18 protein-coding genes are annotated in these 24,774 nt (G+C 55.9%); 12 read left to right on the top strand and 6 right to left on the bottom strand.

Features of this window, described 5'->3' with window-relative positions; genetic code table 11:
• Positions 1-34: 34 nt before the first annotated feature.
• The 5 genes from NQ495_RS04810 to NQ495_RS04790 all read left to right on the top strand — a co-directional run bounded on the left by NQ495_RS04810 (position 35) and on the right by NQ495_RS04790 (position 6,169).
• Complete coding sequence (locus NQ495_RS04810) at positions 35-877, top strand: prephenate dehydrogenase (protein ID WP_040294510.1); 843 nt, start codon at positions 35-37, stop codon at positions 875-877.
• Positions 878-1,040: 163 nt separating this feature from the next.
• A complete protein-coding gene (locus NQ495_RS04805; RefSeq protein ID WP_009134087.1) occupies positions 1,041-2,102 on the top strand; it encodes a chorismate mutase in 1,062 nt (353 codons plus the stop codon).
• A 220-nt stretch (positions 2,103-2,322) separates the two neighbouring features.
• Positions 2,323-3,687, top strand: coding sequence for a WG repeat-containing protein (locus NQ495_RS04800; protein ID WP_009134088.1), 1,365 nt, complete (start codon positions 2,323-2,325; stop codon positions 3,685-3,687).
• 122 nt (positions 3,688-3,809) lie between these two features.
• Complete coding sequence (locus NQ495_RS04795; RefSeq protein WP_009134089.1) at positions 3,810-4,667, top strand: vWA domain-containing protein; 858 nt, start codon at positions 3,810-3,812, stop codon at positions 4,665-4,667.
• A gap of 5 nt (positions 4,668-4,672) precedes the next feature.
• Complete coding sequence (locus NQ495_RS04790) at positions 4,673-6,169, top strand: WG repeat-containing protein (protein WP_009134090.1); 1,497 nt, start codon at positions 4,673-4,675, stop codon at positions 6,167-6,169.
• 121 nt (positions 6,170-6,290) lie between these two features.
• On the opposite strand, the gene dnaK is transcribed toward NQ495_RS04790, so the two are convergent.
• A complete protein-coding gene (gene dnaK / locus NQ495_RS04785) occupies positions 6,291-8,228 on the bottom strand; it encodes a molecular chaperone DnaK (RefSeq protein WP_009134091.1) in 1,938 nt (645 codons plus the stop codon).
• Positions 8,229-8,558: 330 nt separating this feature from the next.
• Between dnaK and NQ495_RS04780 the strand changes: the two genes are divergently transcribed.
• Positions 8,559-8,819: a hypothetical protein gene (locus NQ495_RS04780; RefSeq protein ID WP_009134092.1), complete on the top strand. Its 261-nt coding sequence runs from the start codon at positions 8,559-8,561 to the stop codon at positions 8,817-8,819.
• Between the two features lie 100 nt (positions 8,820-8,919).
• Here NQ495_RS04780 and NQ495_RS04775 read toward each other — a convergent pair whose 3' ends face one another.
• Positions 8,920-10,224: a mechanosensitive ion channel family protein gene (locus tag NQ495_RS04775; protein WP_009134093.1), complete on the bottom strand. Its 1,305-nt coding sequence runs from the start codon at positions 10,222-10,224 to the stop codon at positions 8,920-8,922.
• Positions 10,225-10,448: 224 nt separating this feature from the next.
• Between NQ495_RS04775 and secDF the strand changes: the two genes are divergently transcribed.
• From secDF to NQ495_RS04760, 3 genes are all read left to right on the top strand, one after another.
• Positions 10,449-13,469 (top strand): protein translocase subunit SecDF, encoded by a 3,021-nt coding sequence (gene secDF / locus NQ495_RS04770; RefSeq protein ID WP_009134094.1) that lies wholly within the window; start codon positions 10,449-10,451, stop codon positions 13,467-13,469.
• A 92-nt stretch (positions 13,470-13,561) separates the two neighbouring features.
• The gene (gene cdaA, locus NQ495_RS04765; protein ID WP_009134095.1) at positions 13,562-14,344 is read left to right on the top strand and encodes a diadenylate cyclase CdaA; all 783 of its coding nucleotides are present in this window, start codon (positions 13,562-13,564) and stop codon (positions 14,342-14,344) included.
• 11 nt (positions 14,345-14,355) lie between these two features.
• On the top strand, positions 14,356-15,267 hold the full coding sequence (locus tag NQ495_RS04760; protein WP_009134096.1) for a DUF5672 family protein: 912 nt from the start codon (positions 14,356-14,358) through the stop codon (positions 15,265-15,267).
• Between the two features lie 135 nt (positions 15,268-15,402).
• On the opposite strand, the gene ilvC is transcribed toward NQ495_RS04760, so the two are convergent.
• The 4 genes from ilvC to ilvD all read right to left on the bottom strand — a co-directional run bounded on the left by ilvC (position 15,403) and on the right by ilvD (position 20,882).
• Positions 15,403-16,452 carry a ketol-acid reductoisomerase gene (gene ilvC / locus NQ495_RS04755; RefSeq protein ID WP_040294219.1) on the bottom strand — a complete coding sequence of 350 codons (1,050 nt, stop codon included), beginning with the start codon at positions 16,450-16,452 and terminating at the stop codon, positions 15,403-15,405.
• Between the two features lie 163 nt (positions 16,453-16,615).
• Complete coding sequence (gene ilvN, locus NQ495_RS04750) at positions 16,616-17,131, bottom strand: acetolactate synthase small subunit (RefSeq protein ID WP_009134098.1); 516 nt, start codon at positions 17,129-17,131, stop codon at positions 16,616-16,618.
• Positions 17,132-17,135: 4 nt separating this feature from the next.
• Positions 17,136-18,836: a biosynthetic-type acetolactate synthase large subunit gene (ilvB, locus tag NQ495_RS04745; protein ID WP_009134099.1), complete on the bottom strand. Its 1,701-nt coding sequence runs from the start codon at positions 18,834-18,836 to the stop codon at positions 17,136-17,138.
• 234 nt (positions 18,837-19,070) lie between these two features.
• A complete protein-coding gene (gene ilvD / locus NQ495_RS04740) occupies positions 19,071-20,882 on the bottom strand; it encodes a dihydroxy-acid dehydratase (protein WP_009134100.1) in 1,812 nt (603 codons plus the stop codon).
• Positions 20,883-21,307: 425 nt separating this feature from the next.
• Here ilvD and nadC point away from each other — a divergent pair, with 425 nt between their 5' ends.
• Genes nadC through NQ495_RS04725 form a run of 3 tightly spaced genes read left to right on the top strand, consistent with a single transcriptional unit; the run spans position 21,308 to position 24,717 of the window.
• Positions 21,308-22,159 (top strand): carboxylating nicotinate-nucleotide diphosphorylase, encoded by an 852-nt coding sequence (nadC, locus tag NQ495_RS04735; RefSeq protein WP_009134101.1) that lies wholly within the window; start codon positions 21,308-21,310, stop codon positions 22,157-22,159.
• A 44-nt stretch (positions 22,160-22,203) separates the two neighbouring features.
• On the top strand, positions 22,204-24,396 hold the full coding sequence (locus NQ495_RS04730) for a S9 family peptidase (RefSeq protein WP_147513039.1): 2,193 nt from the start codon (positions 22,204-22,206) through the stop codon (positions 24,394-24,396).
• Between the two features lie 12 nt (positions 24,397-24,408).
• Positions 24,409-24,717, top strand: a complete 309-nt coding sequence (locus tag NQ495_RS04725; protein WP_009134103.1) for a DUF4491 family protein — start codon at positions 24,409-24,411, stop codon at positions 24,715-24,717.
• Positions 24,718-24,774 lie beyond the last annotated feature (57 nt).

Genomic DNA, 24,774 nt, shown 5'->3' with positions numbered 1-24,774 from the left:
GCAGACGATGGAAAAGGGAAAAATGGATAAACAGATGAAGATCGCCGTGGTCGGCGTAGGGCTGATTGGCGGATCGTTCGCACTTACACTCAAAGAGAAGGGGCTCGCAGCCGAAGTGGTCGGCGTGGATAATTCGGAACCGAACCGCAACAAGGCGTTGGAACTCGGATTGGTCGACCGTTTCGAAGAGTTACCCGCGGCAGTGGCCGGGGCGGACCTGATCGTATTGGCCACTCCGGTCAGTTCGATCCCGCTGCTGGCGGTCAAAGTGCTGAATTTGGTGGACGATAGCCAGGTGGTGATCGATATGGGATCGACCAAGCAGGAGCTTTGTGAGGTGATCGCACAACACCCGCGCCGGGGCCGCTTTGTGGCGACGCACCCGATGTGGGGTACCGAGTTCAGCGGTCCCGAGGCGGCCGTGCACGGGGCTTTTGCCGGTCGCACGGTCGTGATTTGCGACCGCGAGGCGAGCGATCCCGATGCATTAGAATCGGTCGAACGCATCTATGCCGAGATTGGGATGCCGGTTAAATACATGAGCGCCGAGGAACAGGATACGCATACCGCTTATGTGAGCCATATCTCGCACATCACATCGTTCGCGTTGGCGCTGACCGTTTTGGAGAAGGAGCGCGAGGAAGAGCATATTTTCGATTTGGCGGGCGGCGGTTTCGAAAGCACGGTGCGTCTGGCCAAGAGTTCGCCTGCGACATGGATTCCGATTTTCATGCAAAACAAATACAATATCCTCGACGTGTTGCGGGAGCATATCCACCAGTTGCAGATTTTCCGCCGCATGATCGAGAAGGACGATGTCGAAGGATTGCGCAGCCTGATGGTGCGTGCCAATTCGATCAAACGGATATTGCCGTAACCACTTCGTGGGGCGCTGGCCGGATACGCAAACCCGGTTGCGGTAAATGGCTGAGATAAACGGATAAGCCACGGCGGACGGGACTCCGGTCTGGTGAACGGGGTTGCGTAGAGCGGCGGAAAAACTTTCAGGGAACAATTAGGACAGAGATAAAACAGAGACGATGAAAACATTTGATTTAAAGGCAAAACGGCCGCTGATCATATCGGGGCCGTGCAGTGCGGAAACCGAGGAACAAACCATAGAAACTTGTAAGCAAATCGCCGCTACCGGCATGGTGGACGTGCTTCGGGCCGGCATCTGGAAACCGCGTACGAAACCCGGATCGTTCGAAGGCGTGGGCCTTAAGGGGCTCGCCTGGATGAGCGAAGCGCGCAAGGAGACGGGGCTGCCGTTCGGTCTGGAGGTAGCTACGGCCAAGCATGTCGAGGCAGCGCTCGAATTCGGGGCCGACATGCTCTGGATCGGTGCGCGTAGCACGGGCAATCCGTTCAGTGTTCAGGAGATTGCCGATGCGCTGAAGGGAACCGATATCACGGTGTTGGTCAAGAACCCGATGACGCCCGATCTCGACTTGTGGGTAGGCGCTGTGACGCGTATCCGGAATGCGGGTATCAAAAACGTCGGGTTGATCCACCGCGGGTTTTCGGCTTACGGGGCTTCGCTCTACCGCAACAACCCGATGTGGCACCTTGCCATCGAGATGCGCAGCCGCATGCCGGAGTTGCCGATGATCTGCGATCCGTCGCACATTTGCGGCAACCGTACCTACTTGCAGGAGGTGGCTCAGAAAAGTGCGGACCTTTACTACGACGGACTGATTCTCGAAAGCCATATCTGTCCGGCCAAGGCCTGGAGCGACGCTTCGCAGCAGGTGACGCCGTCGGATCTCGAAACGCTGTTGCGTAGTATCGTCTGGAGGCAGTCGACGGCCGATACGCCCGAGTTCCATGATGCGTTGGCCGGTTTGCGCCGTCAGATCGACCAGATCGACGCCGAACTGTTTGAGTTGCTCAGCAACCGGATGCGGGTCTCCGAGCAGATCGGGCGCGTCAAAAAACAGAATAATGTGGCGGTACTGCAGGGCGGTCGCTGGAGCAGTATCCTGGATAAAGCGATGGCCCAGGCTCCACAGCTCGGTTTGAGTGCGGAATTCCTCAAGACGATTATGGAAGCGATCCACCTCGAGAGCATCAACCTGCAGAACAAGATCATGAACGAGTAGTTTTTTCTGTTCTTGTACCGGGTTCACGGTATGCGGCGCAGGGTGTGCAGGATATAGAGCACGCTGCACTACGGAGTGCAGAACGCAGGGTATTTCTGTAGCAGGCATGTGATCGCAGAAAAAGTTGCCGGAACCGGCAAATTCATTACCTTTATGAAACGTCCCGGCGGCGTTCCATATTTTTTTGTTTACCGTATAGTAGGTCATTCAAGTTTTTTTCATGCGTTTTCCCACCGTAGGTCAATACATCGAAAGCCTGGCCAATCCGCAGGGCCTGTTCCGTACGTTGCGGGACGTTGTGCCGTTGCGGAATCCTTATGGTGAATTGCGGCTCCACGCAGGGAATTTTTCCGTGGTATTCAAGGTCGGACTGCCGGTTCAGGAAAAAGCTCTTTCGGGAATGACAGGGATGGGCCATTATGCCCTGAAGTGTTATACGCGTCCCTGTGGCCGGATCGGGCGGGTTTGCGCCGCGGTTGGAGCGTTGGATGTGCCCTATCTGGTTCGGTGCCGTTATTTGCCGGAAGAACTTTACGTATACGATGAATACGGGCGGGGTGCCTATTTCCCGGCCGTCCTTTCGGAGTGGGTCGAAGGCGAAACGCTGGGACGGCATGTCGCCCGGCTTTGCGGGGCAGGGGACCGGGAGGCGCTCTCCCTGCTGGCCGGACGTTTCGACCGCATGGCCCTGTGGCTGTTGCAGCAACCGTATGCGCACGGGGATATCAAACCCGATAACATTCTGGTCGAGCCGTCGGGAGAGCTGCGGCTGATCGACCTGGACGGCATGTTCCTGCCGCAGTTTGCCGGGGAACGCAGTGTCGTGCTCGGATCTCCGACCTGTCAGCATCCCCTGCGCGACGAGCGTTGTTTCGACCGGGATATCGACGACTATCCGTTGGCGATCCTGTCGCTCAGCCTGCATGCGCTTGCTGCCGCTCCCGGGCTTTATGACCGGTATAACGATCGGGAGAACCTGATCCTCAATGCCGCCGAAGTGGCTGCCGGTACATCCGGACTGTTTGCGGAACAGGGACGGAACTGGATTGATGCGGGGGAGGGCGAATTGGCGGCCTTGTGGCGCGCGTTGCACGCTCCGGTCCCGGCCGTGGCGGGGCTCAGAGCCGTTTTCCGGGCGTTGACCGGCGACCGGGCACTGGAACTGCTGGCAGGGTACGACGTGGTGGAAGATGGTGACCGGGCATGCGCGTTGATCTGTCACGGCGGGCGGTACGGTTACGCCGACCTCGATCGCGGCGTCTGGACTGTGTATCCGCTTTGGGAGGAGGCTCAGCCCTGCTCCGAAGGCATTGCCATGGTACGCGGCGGCGGATGCTGGCGGGCGATCGATGTAACCGGGCGTATACTGAGCCGTTTCCCGGAATACACCGAGGTGATGCCGTTGCGCGAGGGGCGTGCCCGGATTTGCCGCGAGGGGCTGTACGGTTTTATCGATGCCGACGGCCGTGAATCGGTGGCGCCCGTTTATCCTTTTGCCGGAGCTTTTCGTGAAGGCCGGGCCAAGGTGCGGTTGCAGGAAGATTATTTTTATATAGACCGCGACGGATGCAAAATCGGGGGGTAAGGCGTATTTTGTGTCCGAATGTTGTATGTTTTTCAGTTAAATCTTGTGAATTTCCGGACTAAACGGAATAATGATTCGGGGAAATTTTGTAACTTACAAATCAAAATTTTACCCTCACTGTTATGTATTCCGCCCGAATCAGCAGGAAATCCCCTGCGCTGTTCGTTATTTTGATCGACCAGTCCGGCTCGATGGAAGAGCCGACCTCGCTGTACGGCCGTACGGTTTCCAAAGCCGAGGCGGTCGCCGCTACCGTTAATATGCTCCTCGGCGAGCTGCTGCATCGCAGCCGACGCGAAGAGGGTTACCGCGACTATTTCGACATTGCGGTGCTGGGGTATCACGGCGAGCGGGTCGAGCCGTTACTGTCCAAAGGAAAGCGTTTGGTCGTCAAACCTTCGGAACTGTATGAACGCGACACTCCGTGCCGGCAGGTGCAACGGGAGCGGCGGCTTCCCGACGGGCGGACGCTCTTTTCGGTGGTCGAACAGCGGGAGTGGATCGCGCCGTTTGCCGAAGGACAGACACCGATGTACGCCGCGCTGCTGCATGCGTACGAACTGGTCCGGGACTGGTGTGCGGTGCGGGATCACCGCGAATGTTACCCGCCTGCGATTTTCAATATCACCGACGGCGAAGCGTCGGACAGCGACGAGGAAGGGTTGTCCGAACTCGCCGCGCGCATTCGCGGGACGGGTACCGACGACGGCAATGCACTGCTGATGAATATTCATATCTCTTCGGACCTGACCAAAACCCCTGTGGTCTTCGCCGCTTCGGAAGAAGAACTGCCGGAACAGCGGTACGCCCGTTTGCTGTACCGGATGTCGAGTGTCATGCCCCCGCTCTATAACGAAAATATCACTGCGTTGCGCGGTTGTGCGCCCGGTACGTTCCGGGGCGTCAGTTACAATGCGTCGATGACCGACCTGATCGGCATGATGAATATCGGTTCGGTTTCAGTCACGTTAATGGATTAGGAATTATGATAGCCTCAATCGATCAGTTGCTCGAAACCCTCGCCAATCCCGAGGGACGCTTCAAAACGCTGGAAGGGATTCACCTTGAAAGTGAAAACGGGGAGCCGCATTACAGCCTGCACTGCGGCGGCGCGGTTGCCGTTTTCCGGGTGTGGTGGAACAGCCGCCCGTATGAGTTGCGATTTCCGTTGAAAGATTATGAACGCCGGAATGTGCAGGCGCGGCAGCGGGCCGCTTACCTGCAGCAGGTGCGTGCGCCTTACCTCGCCGAATATTTGTTCCGGGGTGGGGAGATGCTGCTGTTCGATGCGTCGGAGCGCTTTCATTATGTCGATATGGTACTGGCAGAGCGGCCGCAAGGGGTGCTTCTCGGCGATTTTCTCGCAGGCGTGTGCGACCGGGGGGAGAGGGCGTCGCTTGTGGCGCTGAGGAAGGAGTTTTGCCGGATGGCAGCCTGGTTGTTGCGGACACCGCTCGTGCATGGCGCGTTGAAGCCCGCCAATATCATCGTTATGCCCGGCGGTGCGATCCGGCTTGTCAATTACGAAGCGATGTGCGTTCCGCAGATGGACGACTATGCGGAGCATGCGGCTGATGATCGTGTGGCATTGGCCAACCTGGCGCTGGGACTGACCGTGCTGAGTGCATCGCCGGAGGCCTATCGCGCACTCAACGGCAATTCGGTTTTCCGTACTCCGGTGCTCCGTTCCTCGCTGCTGCACCTGTTTGACGACCTGGCGCGCCAGCCGGGTTGCGGCCCGATGCGGCAGCTTACGCAAATGCTGCAGCAAAGCCGGTATACGCCGCCACAGGGAGAGGATTTGTCGGCGATACTCGAGGCTTTGGCCGATGATCCCACGGAGATTGTCTTGCCGCCAAGGTTAATGGAACGGATTCGTGTTTCATCCGAACCGGTCGGCTCCGTTGGAACATTGTCGGCCGAAACTGAAATTCCCGCAGTGCCGGGTCCGACCGATCTCTCGGCGTATGACTGGGCCGGGCCGATGGCGGAAGCATTGATCTGCGTGCAGCAGGGAACCAAATGGGGATATCTGCACAGCAGTGGTGAGATCGCCATTCCTTTGCAGTACGATTGGGCCGACGATTTCCTCGAGGGCCGCGCGGTGGTTTGTGTCGGCGGGCAGTTCGGGCTGATCGACAAAGAGGGGCGCGAAGTATTGCCGCCCATTTATGAATCGATCGACTGGGATTGCCGGCATGGAGTCGCGTGTGTCTCTTACGACGGTAAGATCGGATTGTACGACCGGAACGGAGACGAACGGGTCACTCCGGTTTACGACTGGATGGGCGATGTGCGCGAGTCGGAATTGCTGCTGGTTCGCAAGGACGGTCTTTGCGGCTATATCCGCCATTCGGGCGAAGTGGCGATTCCGTTGCAGTATGAGGATGCCTTCGATTTCGGGAACGATTCGCTCGCGCAGGTTACACTCCAGGGCCGCCCGTTGCGGATCGATATGCAGGGCCGTGAGGTATGTACGTGAGATGTGTATGAGTGTCTCCGGTGTCTCTCGGCTTATCGCTCCGGGATAACTGCGCAGGCCGGCCAGCAATAAAAAAGAGGAACCTTTTTAGGTTCCTCTTGTCGTCGTTGTATGTCCGGGGTTATTTTACCTCCTCGAATTCCACGTCGGTTACGTTGTCGCCGCTGGCCGAACCGCTGCCTGCCGAGGCATTTCCTGCCGAACCTGCACCTGCGTTTCCGCTGTCGGCCGCACCTTGGGCCTGGCTGCCCGCCGCATTCTGGGCATTGTAAATGTCCTGCGAAGCAGCCTGCCAAGCGTTGTTCAGTTCGGTGGTGTACTTGTCGATGTCGGCGAGGTTCTGGGCTTTGTGGGCCTCTTTGAGTTTCCCGAGAGCCGATTCGATCGCGCTCTTCTTGTCCGACGGCAGTTTGTCGCCGTACTCCTTGAGCTGTTTCTCGGTCGAGAAGATCATGCTGTCGGCGGCATTTACCTTGTCGACACGCTCGCGCTCCTCTTTGTCCTTCGCTTCGTTGGCTTTCGCTTCGTCGCGCATGCGCTGGATCTCCTGCTCGGTCAGGCCCGAAGAAGCCTCGATGCGGATTTTCTGCTCCTTGCCCGTACCTTTATCCTTGGCCGATACGTTGAGGATGCCGTTCGCATCGATATCGAAGGTCACTTCGATCTGGGGCACACCCCTCGGTGCAGCGGGAATACCGTCGAGGTGGAAACGGCCGATCGTTTTGTTGTCGCGTGCCATCTGGCGTTCACCCTGCAGGATGTGGATCTCTACCGACGGCTGGTTGTCCGAGGCGGTCGAGAAAACTTCGCTCTTGCGGGTCGGGATCGTCGTGTTGGAGTCGATCAGGCGCGTGAACACGCCGCCCATCGTCTCGATACCCAGTGACAGCGGGGTGACGTCCAACAGCAGCACGTCTTTTACCTCCCCCGTCAGCACACCGCCCTGGATCGCAGCGCCTACGGCCACCACTTCGTCCGGGTTCACGCCCTTTGACGGAGTTTTGCCGAAGAAATCCTCTACTACCTTCTGGATGGCCGGGATACGGGTCGAGCCGCCCACGAGGATCACCTCGTTGATGTCGCTGGTCGTGAGGCCTGCATCGGCGAGGGCCTTTTTACAGGGTTCGATGGTGTCGCGGATCAGCTTGTCGGCCAGTTGTTCGAATTTCGAGCGGGTAAGGGTCATCACCAAGTGCTGCGGAATACCGTCCACCGGCATGATATACGGCAGGTTGATCTCGGTCGAGGTGGCGCTCGAAAGTTCGATCTTAGCCTTCTCTGCGGCCTCTTTCAGGCGCTGCATCGCCATCGGATCCTTGCGCAGGTCGATGTTGTGCTGTTTCTGGAACTCTTCGGCCATCCAGTCGATGATTACGTGGTCGAAGTCGTCACCGCCCAAGTGGGTATCGCCGTTGGTCGATTTCACTTCGAAAACGCCGTCGCCCAGTTCGAGGATCGAAATATCGAACGTACCGCCACCGAGGTCGTATACGGCGATTTTCATGTCCTTGTGCGCTTTGTCCAAGCCGTAGGCCAGTGCTGCGGCAGTCGGCTCGTTGATGATGCGGCGTACTTTCAGGCCCGCGATTTCGCCGGCCTCTTTGGTAGCCTGGCGCTGCGAGTCGGAGAAGTAAGCCGGAACCGTGATGACGGCTTCGCTCACCTCGGTGCCCAGGTAGTCCTCCGCGGTTTTTTTCATCTTTTGCAGGATGATCGCCGAGATCTCCTGCGGCGTGTATTTGCGCCCTTCGATTTCTACGCGGGGCGTGTTGTTGTCGCCTTTGACGACGGGATAGGTTACGCGGCCGATCTCCTTGGATACCTGGTCGTAAGTCTCGCCCATGAAACGCTTGATCGAGGTGATCGTGCGTTTGGGGTTCGTGATGGCCTGACGTTTGGCCGGATCGCCCACTTTCCGTTCGTTATTGTCCACGAATGCCACGATCGACGGCGTCGTGCGGTGTCCTTCACTGTTGGGAATCACAACGGGCTCGTTGCCTTCCATAACGGCAACGCAGGAGTTCGTGGTTCCGAGGTCAATTCCGATAATCTTTCCCATAATATTTCTCAGGTTTATTAGTTATTATTTCTCTATATTAGTGTTATCTCGTATCTGATCGTATGTTGCTCAGTTTGCCGTAATTTTTAACAATGTTTGTGCCAAGAGGCAATTACGGGGCATTTCATCCGTTTTACTGTCAGAGAGACTGCCTTTGGCAGAAGGCATGACATTTGCACCTGACAAATCGTCCGACACGGCACGGAATTTCGTCCCGAAGCGGTTTTTTATCGTGAAATATTTTGAATTAATTTTTATTTCATGTATTTTTAAACACAGTCAACAAGGTACCGCAGAGCGGTCATAATATAAACTAAAACTTCACGGATCATGGTAATTACATTCAACGAGCTGCGTAGGATCAAAGACAAATTGCCCAGTGGCAGTTCGCAGCGCATTGCAGAGGAAGTGGGAGTGAGTGTGGATGAAGTAAGGAATTATTTTGGAGGCAGGCATTTCGATGGGGCGGGCGCTCCCGTCGGAATCCATATCGAGAAGGGACCGGACGGCGGCGTGGTAACGCTCGACGATTCCTGCATTCTTGAATGTGCACTGCGTATCATCGCCGAGAATGATGCCAAAGCGGTGTAGACTGGTTTGTCTGTTCTGATCCCGTTCGTCGGATCGTAAATAAGAGAGGGGGTGCGGTTGCGCCCCCTTGAATGTTTTTATATATACCGATTGCCTGTTTTTAGTGCGCACTGCCGGACAAGAGCGTGTCATGGCTATCGTTCCTGTCCGTGTCATCGGTCCCGGCAAGCAGTACGGCGCTTTGCGATGCCGACGGACGTTGGTAGAATTTCAGCCCGAAGACCGGCGCAGCGATGAACAGGTGGTTGATTATATCCGCCACGATCGCCTCGTAGAAAGCGAATCGCTTTTCGGCAGAGTAGCCGTACAGCTCGAGTTTAATTCCGTTTTCGTCGAAAGGCAGGTAGCGTACGATCAGCGTCTGATCTGCGGCGATCTGCGGGTGCTGGCTCAGGTATGCTTGCGCATAGCACCGGAACAGGGCGAGATTCAGCACGGCGTGTCCCGTATTGGTCTCCCTGAAAATTTGCTGCATCTTGATTGCAACGGCCGTGACGGCCGGATGTTTTTCGATGGCCTCTACCTGTTGCGGGGTCAGTTCGCCGAGGCTGGTCACGTCGAAGTACAACGGTCGACGGAACTGTCTGCCCGCGCTCTCTTCCATGCTGCGCCAGTTGGTGAAAGCTTCCGAGACGAGCGAGTAGATCGGGATCATGGTGATCGTATTGTTCCAGTTGCGCACCTTTACATTGCTTACGTTGATATCCGTCACGACACCGTCGGCCCCTTTCGACGGCATTTCGATCCAGTCGCCGGGATGGATCATGTCCTGTGCCGAAATCTGGATCGATGCGACGAAGCCCAGGATAGTATCCTTGAACACGAGCGACATGATGGCCGCCGAGGCACCCAGTCCGACGAGCAGCTGGGTCGGGTCCTTGCGCAGCAGGATTGCGATGCCGATAATGCCTGCGATGATGTAGATCACCAGTTTGGCCGTTTGGACGATCCCTTTGATCGATTTCTGCTTGGCGATCGGTTTCGAGTTATAGACGTCGTTCAGCGCATCGAGGAACGATCCGCAGGCCAGTGCACCCATAACGGTGATGAAGACGCGCGCGGTTACTTCGATACCGGTGATGACCGCCGGGTTGTAACCTGCGAAGATGATTCGGGCCGAAAAGAGCAATAAAGCCCCGGTGAGGCACTTGATGATGCGGTTGAAAAAATGGCGGCGCATCAGGAAATCGTCCCACAGCGTGCGGCTGCGGTGTACGGCCAGTGCGACGATATGGGTCAGTATCCAGGTCCCGATGAAGTTCAGCAGCCAGAGCAGCAGCACGGCCAGTCCGCAGGCTACCAGAAAAGTGATCAGGTCGGCTGCGGCGTCCGAGAAGCCCCACTGAAACAGGTACTTCTCGATCCATTGCAGGACAAAAAAACGGGGAACGGTCTCGAATTCCATATCCGGTCAAGGTTAGGTTACTTTGGTTCGCGCAAAGATGGTGCCTGACAAATATAGCATATTTCCCCGGTTCCCGCCGCCCCGGTACTTCCGGGTGCGCAAAATTCACCGGCTGAAAAGCTTCCTTTTGGTTGTATTTGATGAAAAAATGTGTAGATTTGCACTCCAAATGCACATTGTGTGAATGAACGAGTTAACATTTAAAGTATATAAATCCAAACAACATGCAGAATAAAGGTGCACTAAAATTTCTGGCGATTGTTCTTGCAATAGCCTGCGCGTACCAGCTTTCGTTCACGTTTGTGACGCGCCATGTCGAGAAGCAAGCCGCCCGTTATGCCGCCGGGGATCCGGTCAAGGAGCAGAATTATCTGGACTCCGTCAAGTCGCAGCCCGTGTATAACCTCGGGTTCGTGAAGTTCAACTACAAGGAGTGCAAGGAGAAAGAGATCAACCTCGGTCTCGACCTGCGCGGCGGTATGAACGTCATGCTCGAGATTTCGGTTGAAGACGTCGTGCGCGCACTGTCCAACGACAGCAAGGACCCGGTGTTCAACCAGGCGCTCGCCCAGGCCCGGGAGGCCCAGAAAAGCAGCACCAGCGACTATATTACGCTCTTCGCCTCGGCTTATGAGAAGGTGTCGGACGGCGGCAAGCTGTGCTACATTTTCAATACGCCCGAGTTGCGCGAGGTGATTACCCCGGCCAGTACCAACGAACAGGTGATCCGCGTACTGCGCGAGCAGGCAGAAGGTGCCATTGCCAACTCGTTCAACGTGCTGCGCAACCGTATCGACCGTTTCGGTGTGGCACAGCCCAATATCCAGCGCCTCGAAAATTCCGGCCGTATTCTGGTGGAATTGCCCGGCGTCAAGGAGCCGGAGCGTGTCCGCAAGTTGCTGCAGGGAACGGCCAGCCTCGAATTCTGGGCCACTTACGAAAACAACGAGATTTATCCCGCCCTCGAACAGGCCAATGCGCTGATCCGCGACCTGCAGGCTGCCGGCAGCCTGGCCGGTGCAACGGATAGCGTTGCCAAAACGACAGCGGAGGCCATTTTGGCCGCCGATTCCACTGTAGCCAAAACAGAGGCCAAAGAGGAATCGTCGCTGCTCAAAGAACTGGACAGCCTCGCACCCCAGAACAAACCCGCCGCAGAGGTGCATGACACTTCGGCGATGAGTGCACAATACCCGCTTTTTGCAAAACTGCAGCCGATCGTTGACCAGCAGGGGCAGCTCGGTGCAGGTCCGGTAGTGGGCCGTGCATTGTCGTTCGATACCGCTACGGTGAACCGTTACCTGAACCTGCCGCAGGTGAAGGCGCTGTTGCCGCGCGATGTGAAACTGCTGTGGGGCATCAAGGCTTCCGATCCGGGTGAAACGATTTTCGATCTTTATGCGATCAAAGCCAATACGCGCGACGGCAAAGCTCCGCTCGACGGCGGTGTCGTAACCGAGGCGCGCGAGGAATATTCGCAGCACGGTGCATCGGCAGAGGTTAGTATGGTGATGAACGCTGCCGGCGCCCGTTCGTGGGCTCGCCTGACCGCCGACAACATCGGCCGCAGCGTCGCGATCGTCCTTGATGGTTATGTCTACTCGGCTCCGCGTGTGAACCAGGAGATCGAAGGCGGCCGTTCTTCGATCACCGGCAATTTTACGATCCAGGAGGCGAAAGACTTGGCCAACGTCCTCAAGTCGGGTAAACTGCCCGCGCCTGCCCGGATTATCCAGGATACCGTGGTCGGCCCGTCGCTGGGACAGGAGTCGATCAACGCCGGTATGATGTCGTTTATCCTCGCGTTCATCCTGGTTCTGATTTACATGATCTTCTATTACAATACGGCGGGCCTTGTTGCCGGTATTGCATTGATATGCAACCTGTTCTTCTTGCTGGGCGTATTGGTGTCGTTCGGAGCCGTACTGACACTGCCGGGTATCGCCGGTATCGTATTGACGATGGGTATGGCCGTCGATGCGAACGTGATCATCTATGAACGCGTGAAAGAGGAACTCCGGGCGGGCAAAGGCTTGGCCCTGTCGCTCAAAGAGGGTTTCAAGAACGCCATGTCTGCCATTATCGACGGTAACCTGACCACGCTGATTACCGGTATTGTGCTGTTCATTTTCGGTACGGGACCTGTTCAGGGTTTTGCCACGACGCTGATCATCGGTATCCTGACCTCGCTCTTCTGCGCAATCTTCATCACGCGCCTGATCTTTACCGGAATGCTCAACAAGGGTTGGAAGATCCGCTTCTCGAACAAGTATACGGAGAATTTCCTGGCCCATACGCATATCGACTTTATCAAACTGCGTCACATCACTTATATTATTTCCATTGCATTGGTTGTAGCGACTGTCGTATCGCTGGCGACCCGAGGTCTGAGTTACGGCGTCGATTTCTCCGGCGGACGTGCTTTCGTCGTGCGCTTTGACCGTCCCGTGACCGCCAACGAGGTGCGCGAAGCATTGCAGCCCGTTTTCGAAGGTTCGAGCTACGAGGTGAAGCAGTTCGGTAAGGAGAACCAGATGCGTATCGTAACGCAGTACAAGTATGACGACGCGGGCGACAATGTGACCGCCGAAATCGAATCGATGCTTTACCAGTCGCTTTCGCCGCTGATGACCCAAAAATTGACCGAATCCGAGTTCCAGACGACCCAGACCAGTCCGTACGGCATCATCAGTTCCGACAAGGTCGGCCCGAGCGTGGCGCACGATATTACGGTAAATTCGTTTATCGCCGTATTGTTCAGCTTGTTGGCCATCGGAATTTATATCATGCTGCGTTTCAAACGCTGGCAGTGGGGTATGGGCGGTGTGATCTCGCTGGCCCACGACGCGATCATCACGATCGGTATTTTCTCGATGCTGCATGGGCTGTTGCCTTTCAATATGGAGATCGACCAGTCGTTCATCGCTGCGATCCTGACGATTATCGGTTACTCGATCAACGACACGGTGGTAATCTTCGACCGTATTCGCGAGTATCAGGAACTCTATCCGAAACGGAGCGTACGCGATAACATCAACAACGCTATCAACAGTACGTTGGCCCGTACGGTCAATACGGCGGGAACCACTTTCGTCGTGCTGTTGGCGATCTTCCTGTTCGGCGGCGAGGTGATCCGCGGCTTTATCTTCGCGCTGATGTTCGGTATCGTGATGGGTACCTTCTCGTCGGTATTCGTGGCCACACCGGTCGCGTACGACATGATCAACCGGAAACAACGCGGGTAGGGATTTTCGTTACCTGTCCGATTTTCATACCAAAACGGCAATTGTGAAAACAGTTGCCGTTTTTATGATTACTTTATTATCTTTGTTCCCGTATGGGCTTTATCGACATAACGCTGATCGACATCATCGATATCCTCGTGGTCGCGCTGATCATGTTCCAGATCTACCGGCTTACACGGGGTACGAACGCATTGAGGATCGTGGTCGGCATCCTGATCGTATATCTGCTATGGATTGTGGTCAGAGTGTTGAAAATGGAGTTGCTGAGTATGATCCTGGGACAGATCATCGGGGTCGGCGTGATCGCGCTGATCGTGGTGTTCCAACAGGAAATCCGGCGGTTCCTGTTGTTGCTCGGAACGCAGTATTCACACCGAAAAAATACGCTTTTCGGCAGGTGGTTCAAATCGCGCCAGTCGATCGACCGGGCGTTGGAATGGATCGATCCGATCGTGAATGCTTGTGCGGATATGGCCGCTTCGAAGACCGGCGCACTGATTGTGATCGGGCGCAGCATCAGTCTCGATCCGTTGATCGAGCGGGGTGAACCGATTGATGCCAGGGTGTCGTCGGCCCTGATTAAAACAATATTTTTCAAAAATTCACCGTTGCATGACGGAGCGATCGTGATTGCGAACGGAAGGATCGCTGCGGCACGGTGTGTGCTCCCTTCAACCGAGCGTGAAGTTGTGCCTTCGGAATTCGGGATGCGGCACCGGGCGGCACTCGGCGCTTCCGAGGTGACCGATGCGTTGGTGATCGCCGTTTCGGAAGAGCGCGGGACGATTTCCGTGGCCCGGAAAGGGCACATTCGGCAGAACCTGACTCCGATCCAGTTGCACGCTCATCTGAGTAAAGTATTGTCGTTATCCTAAATTTCCAGCACTTGAAGCAACAGACTCTCCCTCCCGTGAATGTGGTTGTTCCGCTTTACCGCACTGCACTGAATCCTGACGAATGGTTGTCGCTGGAGCGGTGTTTCGCTGTGTTGGGCGGCTATCCGATTACGTTTGTGATTCCCGAAGGGCTCGATATGACTCCGGTCATGATGCGTTTTCCGTTTTGCAGGATAGAGAGTTTCGATCCCTCTTTTTTTGCGGGACGCTACGGCTACAACCACTTGATGCTGTCGGCCGAATTTTACCGGCGTTTTCTGAATTGGGAATATATCCTGATTTACCAGACGGATGCTTTTGTCTTCCGGGACGAACTGGCGCAGTGGTGTGCCCGGGGATATGATTATATCGGTGCCCCCTGGCCTTCCCGTCCGCTTTATGCCAATCCGGTTTATAAAGTATGTTCCCGGCTGAAAAGCCTGTTGAGCGGAAAGAACCATTATCAAAGGCACATTGTCCGGAATAAGGTAGGCAACGGCGGTTTGTCGCTCAGGCGTACCGGGACGATCTATCGTTTGCTGACCGACCATGCCGACCGGGTAGCTTACTATAAGGAGCGTGTCGCCGAATCCCGCTATTATGAGGATGTGTTTTTTGCCGTGGAAGCTCCCAAACTGGAGCCGAATTTCAGTATTCCTCCGGTTGAAGTGGCGGCGCACTTTTCATTCGATACCTACCCTTGGCTTTGCTATCAGTTGAACGGAGGGCATGTCCCGTTTGGCTGCCATGGATTCAACAGGCGACGGCGGGCCCGCTTCTGGAACCCGATCATAGCCGCTTCCATGGGAGCAGGCCAGGCCGCCTTGCATCAAGGAGAAAATTCCGATTTCCACTCTTCCCGGATAGGTTTGCATAACCGTATGGTACGCAGGTTACTGTGTTTTTTCCGGCTGGGAACCTGAAGGAGGGTTTTAGCTTCCGGTCGATTTTCTTTTTTGTCGATCGTCTCTATTTATAGATACATCGAATAATAAAAACATCAAAACCTGCTCATCCGGGCAGGCTTTGATGTTTTTACATGAAGATGCCTGGTAAGGTTACTTGTTGCGTTCGGGACGCAGGTTGCGCACCGTCGCACCGGCCTGCCACATTTCGCTTTCACGCATCTCTTTGAGTTCGGCATCGAGTTTTTCGCGGTAGTCTGTCTTGCTGTTGCTGTCGATCGAACGCTGGGCTTCATTGCCGGCAGCCACTTCGGCGTATAGCTTTTTGAATACCGGCAACGTTGCATCGCGGAACGGTTTCCACCAGTCGAGCGCCCCGCGCTGTGCAGTAGTCGAGCAGTTCGCATACATCCAGTCCATACCGTTTTCAGCAACCAGCGGCATCAGGCTCTGGGTGAGCTCTTCGACTGTTTCGTTGAACGCTTCGGAAGGAGTGTGTCCGTTTTCGCGCAGTACTTGGTATTGTGCCGCGAAAATCCCCTGAATAGCGCCCATCAGCGTACCGCGTTCACCGGTCAGGTCGGAGTAAACTTCTTTTTTGAACGTAGTTTCGAACAGGTACCCCGACCCTACGCCGATACCCAATGCGATGACACGATCCCAGGCTTTGCCGGTAGCGTCCTGCAGGATCGCATAGCTGGAGTTCAGCCCGCGCCCTTCGAGGAAGAGCCGGCGCAGCGAGGTACCCGAACCTTTCGGGGCGATCATGATGACATCGATATCTTTCGGCGGGATGATGCCGGTGCGTTCGGAGTAGGTAGCGCCGAAGCCGTGTGAAAAATAGAGCGCTTTCCCGGCGGTCAGGTGCTTTTTGATAGTAGGCCATACGGCGATCTGGGCAGCGTCCGACAGCAGGTATTGAATGATGGTAGCCCGCTGGCAGGCCTCTTCGATTTCGAAAAGCGTTTCCCCGGGAACCCAGCCGTCTGCGATAGCTTTGTCCCAGGTTTTCGAATTTTTGCGCTGGCCGACGATCACATTGAAACCGTTATCCTTCAGGTTCAGCGACTGTCCCGGTCCCTGAACGCCGTAGCCGATGACGGCGATGGTCTCGCCCTTAAGCACTTCGAGCGCTTTGCTCAACGGAAACTCTTCGCGGGTGACAACGTTCTCCTCGACGCCGCCGAAATTCATTTTTGCCATGATTTTTCAGATTTAATCTTACAGTTGGTTTATTTCTTTGTTTGTCCAGACTTTAAATGGTCCCGTTCCCCTGTCTGCTTGCCGGAAACGCAGCGGCATCCGTTTGCAAGCAGCCGGAGATACCGGATCGAATCGGTGTGCACTCTTGCCGGGTTTGTATATCCTATATTTTCCCCTGCAGTTTCTCTTCCACCGATTCGCGGTGCAGCACGACGCTGCCCGAGCGTGTGAATTCGTCGAGCAGCTTCTCCTCTGCGAGCGTTTCCCTCATGCGGTCGATCTCTTCGCGCGTCCCGGTTTTCTCGACCACCACGTATGCGGGATTGATTTCGATGAAACGGGCGTTCCATTGCCGGATGATTCGGTCTACCGTGTCGCTTTGCCGCAGAATTTCAGCCGAGATTTTATACAGGGCGATTTCCTGGGTGATCAACTCTTCGTTGGAATAGAACTCCACCTGAATGACGTCGATAATATTGCGCAGTTGCTTGACGAGCCGTTCGATGATCTCGTGGGTCGTGAAAGCCGAAATAACGAACATACTAATCCCCTTGATCGAGCTTTCCGAGACTTTCAGGCTCTCGATGTTGATTTTGCGGCGCAGGTAAAGCCCCGTGATGCGGTTCAGTACACCGATTTGATTCTCCGTGAAAGCGATGACGATATATTCCTGTTCCATAACTTTACTCTTTGCACATGACGTTTGACAGCGATTCTCCTGCGGGTACCATCGGGAATACGTTCTCTTCGGGGCGGACGACCACTTCGAGGAAATAGGGGCCCGGAGCGTCGGCCAGTTTGCGCATTGCGCCCGGGAGTTCCGCCGGGTCGCTGACCCGGTCGGCGGGAATGCCGTAAGCCGACGCGATCATCGTGAAATCCGGATTGTCCATCGGGGTGAACGAATAGCGGCGGTCATGGAAAAGTTGCTGCCACTGACGGACCATACCCAGATAGGAGTTGTTCAGCACGACGATTTTCAGGCCCAATTGTTCCTGTTTGATCGTCCCCAACTCCTGTATCGTCATCTGGAAACCTCCGTCGCCGAGGATGGCCACCACCTCCCGCCCGGGCATGCCGAGCTTTGCCCCGATGGCTGCGGGCAGCCCGAACCCCATCGTGCCGAGGCCACCCGAGGTGATGAAGCTGCGCGTGGAGTTGAAGCGCGAGTAGCGTGCCCCGAACATTTGGTTTTGCCCCACGTCGGTGACAATGACGGCATCGCCGTGTTCGGCGTCGGCCAGTGCGCTCACGGCCTGGCACATCGTGATGCCGTCGCCCCGGGGGTGCATGTCATGGCGAACGACCGTATCGTCTTCCTCGCGCCGTTTGGCGGTTGCGAGGGCGAGCCACTGCGTGCGTTCTTTGTACCGGATGCCGGGCAGCATGGCCTCGAGGGCTTCTTTCGCATCGGCATGGACGGCCAGCGCGACAGGAATGTTTTTATTCAGTTCCGCCGGATCGATGTCGATATGTATGATCCGGGCATGGGGAGCATAACTCTTGACGTCTCCCGTCACGCGGTCGCTGAAACGCATGCCCACGGCGACGATCAGGTCGCTTTGCTGGGTCATTTCGTTGGCAGCTAGGTTGCCGTGCATGCCTAGGTTGCCGACGAAAAGCGGATGGGCGTTGGGTACCGCTGAAATGCCCATCAGTGTTTCCGCCATCGGGATTCCCCCTTTTTCGGCCAGTGCGATCACGGCCCGTTCCCCGCCGGAGAGTTTGACTCCCTGTCCGACCAGCAGCAAGGGTTTTTCAGCCGCATTGACCATCTCTACCGCCTGCGTGATGTCAGCGGCTTGCAGCGGTGGCGTCGGCTGGTAGCTGCGCAGGTAGTCGCAGGGCGTGTAACTGAAAACCATATCTTCGTTCTGCGCATTTTTCGTGAAATCGATCACTACGGGGCCGGGACGGCCTGACCGGGCGATGTAAAAGGCTTTGGCGATCGCTCCCGGAATCTCTTCCGCACGGGTAATCTGGAAATTCCATTTCGTGACGGGCATGGTCATGCTGATGATGTCGGCTTCCTGGAAAGCGTCGGAACCCAATGCAGCGGCTGCGACCTGGGCCGTAATGCAGACCAGCGGCGTCGAATCGATCATGGCGTCGGCAATGCCGGTGACCAGGTTCGTGGCGCCGGGGCCCGAAGTGGCCATGCAGACACCGACCCGGCCCGTAGCCCGTGCGTAACCTTGCGCGGCATGTACCGCACCCTGCTCGTGGCGCGTCAGGATATGGTGCAGCCGGTCGGTATAGCCGTAGAGGTGATCGTATACCGGAATGATGGCACCTCCGGGGTAGCCGAAGAGCGTATCGGTGCCTTCGGCCAACAGCGATAACAGCAGAGCTTCCGCTCCTTTTACCTTGTGTGGGTTCGACATATCTGCATACTGTTTCAAAATGTTGATCTCCTTTTTATTCTAATCTTTTCCGTACAACTTTTCAGCTCTGGGAGAGTTCCGGCTTCAGGGTGTTTGGACAGCCAGTCTGGCAGGTCCGGGACAGTGGCAAAATACCTTTAGCACCAACCGGGACGGCTTGGCTGTAATTTGTACCGGTAAGTTTTCGGAGTGTTTCCGGGGACGGGAGGGGAGTAGCCCGCAGGTGTGAAGCGCTCAGCGAATTTCCCGGACGCCGCCGCGGTCGGCCGAAGTGACCTGGCTAGCGTAGGCCCTTAGGGCCTTGCTGACGACTCGTTCGCGTCCTTCGGGTTCGAAGCGGACAATTTCTTTGCGGCGCTGTAGCAACTCTTTGTCCGGAAGGTCGATGCGGATCGTGCGGTTGGGAATGTCGATCAGGATGGGATCATCGTTGCGGACAAGTGCGATGTTGCCTCCGGCGGCTGCTTCCGGCGATACGTGTCCGATCGACAAGCCCGAGGTGCCTCCCGAGAAACGGCCGTCGGTCACCAGTGCGCACTGCTTGTCGATTTTGATGCTTTTCAGGTAGGAGGTGGGGTAGAGCATCTCCTGCATACCGGGGCCCCCTTTGGGGCCTTCGTAGCGGATAATCACCACGTCGCCGGCTTTAACCTTGCCTGAGAGGATTCCTTCGCATGCTTCTTCCTGTGATTCGAATACGCGGGCTTTGCCCTCGAAACGGAGGATCGATGCGTCTACGCCGGCCGTTTTGACGATGCAGCCGTCTTCGGCCAAGTTGCCGAACAGCACGGCCAACCCCCCGTCCTTGAGATAGGGGTGCTCCATGTCGCGGATGCAGCCCTGTTTACGGTCGGTATCGGCCTCGGGGTAGGTATTGTCCTGCGAACCGAGTTCCAGGTTGAATTTGCCGCCGGGCGCTGCCAGCGCGCGTGCTTTGGCCTCCTCCGACGCAGTAGCCGAGAGGATGTCGTTTGCGGCGATTGCACTTTTCAGGTCGGGATAATCGATTCGGTGCACCGAGGTGTCGAGCAGTCCCGCGCGGTCGAGTTCGCCGAGGATCGCCATAATCCCTCCCGCACGGTTTACGTCTTCGATGTGGTGGTGGGAATTCGGCGCGACCTTGCAGATGACCGGCACCCGGCGCGAGAGCGCGTCGATGTCTTTCATCGTGAATTCCACGCCCGCCTCCTGCGCTATGGCCAGCAGGTGCAGAACCGTGTTCGACGAACCGCCCATCGCGATGTCCATCGACATGGCGTTCAGGAATGCTTTCCGCGTGGCGATCGAACGGGGCAGTACGGCGTCGTTATCGTTGAAATAGTATTCGTTCGCGTTTTTGACGATCAGTTTGGCCGCTTTGCGGAACAGGTCGGTACGAGCCGCATGCGTGGCGAGGATCGTTCCGTTGCCGGGCAGCGAAAGGCCGAGCGCTTCGGTCAGGCAGTTCATCGAATTGGCCGTGAACATTCCTGAACAGGAGCCGCAGGTCGGGCAGGCGGAATGCTCGACCGCGGCTAATTCCTGTTCGGAAACTGTATCGTCGGCCCCCTTGACCATTGCGTCGATCAGGTCGTAGGCTTTTCCCGCTGTACGTCCGGCCTCCATCGGTCCTCCGGAGACGAATACTGCCGGGATGTTGAGCCGCATGGCTGCCATCAGCATGCCGGGGGTGATTTTGTCGCAGTTCGAGATGCAGATCATTGCGTCGGCTTTGTGTGCGTTGCACATGTACTCGACGCTGTCCGCGATCAGTTCGCGTGAAGGGAGCGAATAGAGCATCCCGTCGTGGCCCATCGCGATTCCGTCGTCGATGGCGATCGTATTGAACTCTGCGGCGAAGCAACCCTCTTCGGCGATCCACTCCTTAATTTGCTGGCCGATTTCATGCAGGTGGACGTGTCCCGGGACGAATTGCGTGAACGAATTGACGATCGCAATGACCGGACGACCCATCTGCTCGTCCTTCATGCCGTTCGCCCTCCAAAGACTGCGGGCCCCGGCCATGCGGCGGCCCCGGGTGGTTATATCGCTTCTGAGTGGTTTCATGTCGTGTGGTTCGGTTCTTTTTTTACAAAATAAATCGGGATAGCAGCTGATAGAATGAAAGTTTTTCGGGTACCTATGATGCTCAAACTTTTAAGGTTGCACTTTTATTATTGTGTGTCAGTTGTTTATATTTGTTTTAAACACAATGACAAAAGTAATCCGATTTGTAATTGATGTTAAAAATTCTCTGTAAAAGTACAAATTATGCTTGAAAATATGCAAATTTAAGCGGTTTGTAAGCTAATCGTAAGTGGGGAAAAGAATATGTGTTGTAAATTGTAAGCAAAAACTTGTATGAACTGCCGGATTGTAAGGCGTGCAAATCGGAAAGTCCTGCTTTTGAATTGCCGCCACTTTGTTTAACTTTGTACGAAATTCGATTGTAATTGCGACAGTATGCGCTGTCCGGTTAAAACATGAGCATTATGAAAGAAGAGTATATTCCCTTCGTCGATGAATTGATTGAGCTGGCGATCCGGGAGGATATCGGCGACGGCGACCATTCGTCGCTGGCCTGTATTCCGCATGACCAGCGCGGACGGATGAAACTGCTGGTGAAACAGGACGGTATTTTGGCCGGCGTTGAAGTCGCCCGGCGGGTGCTGCGGCGCCTGGATCCTGAGGTGAAATTCGAGCAGCTCCTGGAGGACGGGACCCGGATCAAACCCGGAGATATTGCCTTTTACGTCGAGGGACGATTGATCTCGCTGCTGCAGGCTGAACGGATCTTGCTCAACATCATGCAACGTATGAGCGGCGTGGCGACACAGACGGCCGTTTATGTGAAAGAGCTCGAGGGGTTGAAGACCAAAGTGCTCGATACGCGCAAAACGACGCCGGGGATGCGTGTGTTGGATAAGATCGCTGTCAAGTTGGGCGGAGGCGAAAACCACCGCATGGGTCTGTTCGACATGGTGATCCTTAAGGATAATCATATCGACTTTGCCGGTGGTATCCTCAAGGCGATCCCGCTGACGCGCGAATATCTGAAGGAGAAAGGCAAGGATATTCCGATCGAGGTGGAGGTCCGTTCGCTGGACGATATCCGCGACGTGTTCGCTGCGGGCGGTTGCGACCGGATCATGTTGGACAATTTCACCCCTGAATTGACGCGTGAAGCGGTAAAACTGATCGGCGGCCGGGCCGAGATCGAATCGTCCGGGGGAATTACGCTTAAGAATCTGCGTGAGTACGCCGAGTGCGGCGTTGATTTTATCTCGGTTGGCGCGCTGACGCACCAGATCAAAAGCCTCGACCTGAGCCTGAAGGCGTGTTAGGATTCCTGAAGGGGTAATGCATGGATCAAGATCGAAACGACGGTATGAAAAACATAAAAACGATGGCTATGGCGCTCACCCTCTGTTCGGCGGTTACCTGCTCCTCGGCGGCTCCCGTTGCCGGAGCGGGACGGTTCGGTTACGACGACATGAAGCAGGGGATTTTCGTACCCCGCACCGTACAGGGCGTACGCAGCATGAACGACGGAGAGCATTACACGACCATGAGCGACGGGAAAATCCTCGAATTCAGCTATGGGACCGGAGAGCAGACCGCTGTGGTGTTCGACAGCAAACAACAGCAACCGGTATTGCCGTTCACCGATTATGCATTCAGTTCGGATGAACGCCGTATTTTGCTGACTACGGAGGTAAAACCGATCTACCGCCGGTCGTTTACTGCCGAGTATTGGATCTACGACCGGGAAGAAGACCGGTTGATCCGGCTTTCGGCGGGCGGGCCGCAGCAGGTGGCGCAATTTTCGCCCGATGCCACGCGCCTCGCATTTGTGCGTGGGAATAATCTGTACGTGGTCGATCTGGCTACCGGATCCGAGCGGCAAATTACCTCGGACGGTCTGTTCAACCACATCATCAACGGCATTCCGGACTGGGTATACGAAGAGGAGTTCGGCTTTTCACGCGCATTCGCCTGGTCTCCCGACGGAAAGAACCTGGCGTGGATGCGGTTCGACGAGAGCCGGGTCAGGGAGTACAACATGAACCGTTTCGAAGGGGACTTGTATCCGGAGAACTATTCGTTCAAATATCCCAAGGCGGGCGAACAAAATTCGATCGTCGAAGTATACAACTACAATCTGGAAAGCGGCCGGCGCAGCCGCATCGACACCGGGAAAGAGACCGACCAGTATATTCCGCGGGTCAAATGGACGCCCGCCGGAGGTTTGCTCGTCTACCGGCTGAACCGTTCGCAAAACCATTTCGAACTGTTGCTGTGCGATGCGGCGGCCCTGGCAGCAGGTGCGGGGACGGATGCCGGAGTCGTATCTGCCCGGGTGATTTACGATGAGCGTGATCCGCGGTATGTCGAGCGGGTCGATGACGAGTGCGTTACATTCCTTCCCGATGGGGAGCGGTTCGTGGTGCGCAGCGAAAAAGACGGGTTTACGCACCTTTATTTATATAGTGCGGAGACAGGATTCCTGAACCGGATCACTTCCGGTGATTGGGAGGTTACCGCTCTGGCCGGGATCGAAGGCGACCGGGTCTATTACCTTTCGACCGAAACTTCGCCCTTGAAGCGGGACCTTTACAGCATCAGGCTCAACGGCAAGGATAAACGCCGGCTGACGGACGGCAGCGGTACCTACTCGGTCGCTCCCTCGCGCGGGTTCCGTTATTTTATCAGCTATTTTTCGAATGTCTCGACGCCGAACCGCGTGACGCTGCACGCAGCCGACGGCAAGTTGGTGCGTACCCTCGAGGATAACGTTGCGTTGAGGAATACGCTTTCGAAACTGAATGTGCCGGAAAAGGAGTTTTTTACATTCCGGAACCCGGAGGGGATCGAGTTCAATGGATACATGATCCGTCCGGCCGATTTCGATTCGACCCGGAGCTATCCGCTTTTTATGGTGCAGTACAGCGGGCCCGGCTCGCAGCGTGTGGCCGACAGCTGGAGTATGGGCTGGGAGGACGTACTTGTGCAGCAGGGCTATATCGTCGCCTGTGTGGATGGGCGCGGGACCGGTTTTCGCGGATCCGAATTCAAGAAGTGCACGTACAAGCAGCTCGGCAAATATGAGGTGGAAGACCAGATCGCCGCAGCGCGTTATTTGGGTGCGCTCCCTTACATCGATTCGGATCGGATCGGGATTTTCGGATGGAGTTACGGCGGTTTTATGGCGCTGAACTGTATTTTGAAGGGCAACGACGTGTTCAAGATGGCGATTGCGGTTGCTCCGGTCACCTCCTGGCGCTTTTACGATACGATTTATACCGAAATCTACAACGGTGACCCGAATGAAAATCCGTCGGGTTACGACGACAACTCGCCGATCAACTTTGCCGACCGGCTCAAGGGCAAACTATTGATCGCGCATGGCACGGCCGACGACAATGTGCATATCCAGAATACGTACGAAATGGTCGCGCGTCTGGTACAGCACGATAAACCGTTCGAGATGTATATCTATCCCGACCGGAACCATTCGATGGGCAATTACCGGAATCACCTGATGGAACGTTGCATCGAATTTGTCCACCGGAACCTCTAAACAGGAAAAGCAATGGAATTTCTGATGCAATACCACTTGTTGGGTCTCGTGATCGGGATCGCGACATTTCTGATCATCGGCCTGTTTCATCCGGTTGTAGTGAAAGCCGAATATTACTGGGGCACCGGATGCTGGTGGATTTTCCTGTTATTGGGCATCGGTGGTATCGTCTGGTCGCTTTGCACCGACAACGTGCTGGTCGCTGCGCTGGCTGGCGTATTCGCTTTTTCATCGTTGTGGACGATCAAAGAGCTTTTCGAGCAGAAAGAGCGCGTGCGCAAAGGTTGGTTTCCCCGCAATCCGAAACGTCCGGTGAAATAGCTGCTATACAACAAGACCTGGTAAACTGCACCGGAGCAAATTTTCGCGGTGAGAGAG

It is taken from the genome of Alistipes indistinctus YIT 12060, assembly GCF_025144995.1.
In the GTDB taxonomy this organism is placed as follows: Bacteria; Bacteroidota; Bacteroidia; order Bacteroidales; family Rikenellaceae; genus Alistipes_A; species Alistipes_A indistinctus.
This window is presented reverse-complemented; position numbering and strand designations above follow the sequence as displayed.

Excerpts from the sequence above, each read along its gene's own strand:
- NQ495_RS04795 (WP_009134089.1), top strand. The coding sequence starts at position 3,810 with ATGTATTCCGCCCGAATCAGCAGGAAATCCCCTGCGCTGTTCGTTATT.
- secDF (WP_009134094.1), top strand. The coding sequence starts at position 10,449 with ATGCAGAATAAAGGTGCACTAAAATTTCTGGCGATTGTTCTTGCAATA.
- NQ495_RS04780 (WP_009134092.1), top strand. The coding sequence starts at position 8,559 with ATGGTAATTACATTCAACGAGCTGCGTAGGATCAAAGACAAATTGCCC.
- ilvC (WP_040294219.1), bottom strand. The coding sequence starts at position 16,452 with ATGGCAAAAATGAATTTCGGCGGCGTCGAGGAGAACGTTGTCACCCGC.
- NQ495_RS04725 (WP_009134103.1), top strand. The coding sequence starts at position 24,409 with ATGGAATTTCTGATGCAATACCACTTGTTGGGTCTCGTGATCGGGATC.
- NQ495_RS04800 (WP_009134088.1), top strand. The coding sequence starts at position 2,323 with ATGCGTTTTCCCACCGTAGGTCAATACATCGAAAGCCTGGCCAATCCG.
- NQ495_RS04775 (WP_009134093.1), bottom strand. The coding sequence starts at position 10,224 with ATGGAATTCGAGACCGTTCCCCGTTTTTTTGTCCTGCAATGGATCGAG.
- nadC (WP_009134101.1), top strand. The coding sequence starts at position 21,308 with ATGAAAGAAGAGTATATTCCCTTCGTCGATGAATTGATTGAGCTGGCG.
- ilvD (WP_009134100.1), bottom strand. The coding sequence starts at position 20,882 with ATGAAACCACTCAGAAGCGATATAACCACCCGGGGCCGCCGCATGGCC.
- ilvN (WP_009134098.1), bottom strand. The coding sequence starts at position 17,131 with ATGGAACAGGAATATATCGTCATCGCTTTCACGGAGAATCAAATCGGT.
- NQ495_RS04730 (WP_147513039.1), top strand. The coding sequence starts at position 22,204 with ATGAAAAACATAAAAACGATGGCTATGGCGCTCACCCTCTGTTCGGCG.
- ilvB (WP_009134099.1), bottom strand. The coding sequence starts at position 18,836 with ATGTCGAACCCACACAAGGTAAAAGGAGCGGAAGCTCTGCTGTTATCG.
- NQ495_RS04805 (WP_009134087.1), top strand. The coding sequence starts at position 1,041 with ATGAAAACATTTGATTTAAAGGCAAAACGGCCGCTGATCATATCGGGG.
- NQ495_RS04810 (WP_040294510.1), top strand. The coding sequence starts at position 35 with ATGAAGATCGCCGTGGTCGGCGTAGGGCTGATTGGCGGATCGTTCGCA.
- cdaA (WP_009134095.1), top strand. The coding sequence starts at position 13,562 with ATGGGCTTTATCGACATAACGCTGATCGACATCATCGATATCCTCGTG.
- NQ495_RS04790 (WP_009134090.1), top strand. The coding sequence starts at position 4,673 with ATGATAGCCTCAATCGATCAGTTGCTCGAAACCCTCGCCAATCCCGAG.
- dnaK (WP_009134091.1), bottom strand. The coding sequence starts at position 8,228 with ATGGGAAAGATTATCGGAATTGACCTCGGAACCACGAACTCCTGCGTT.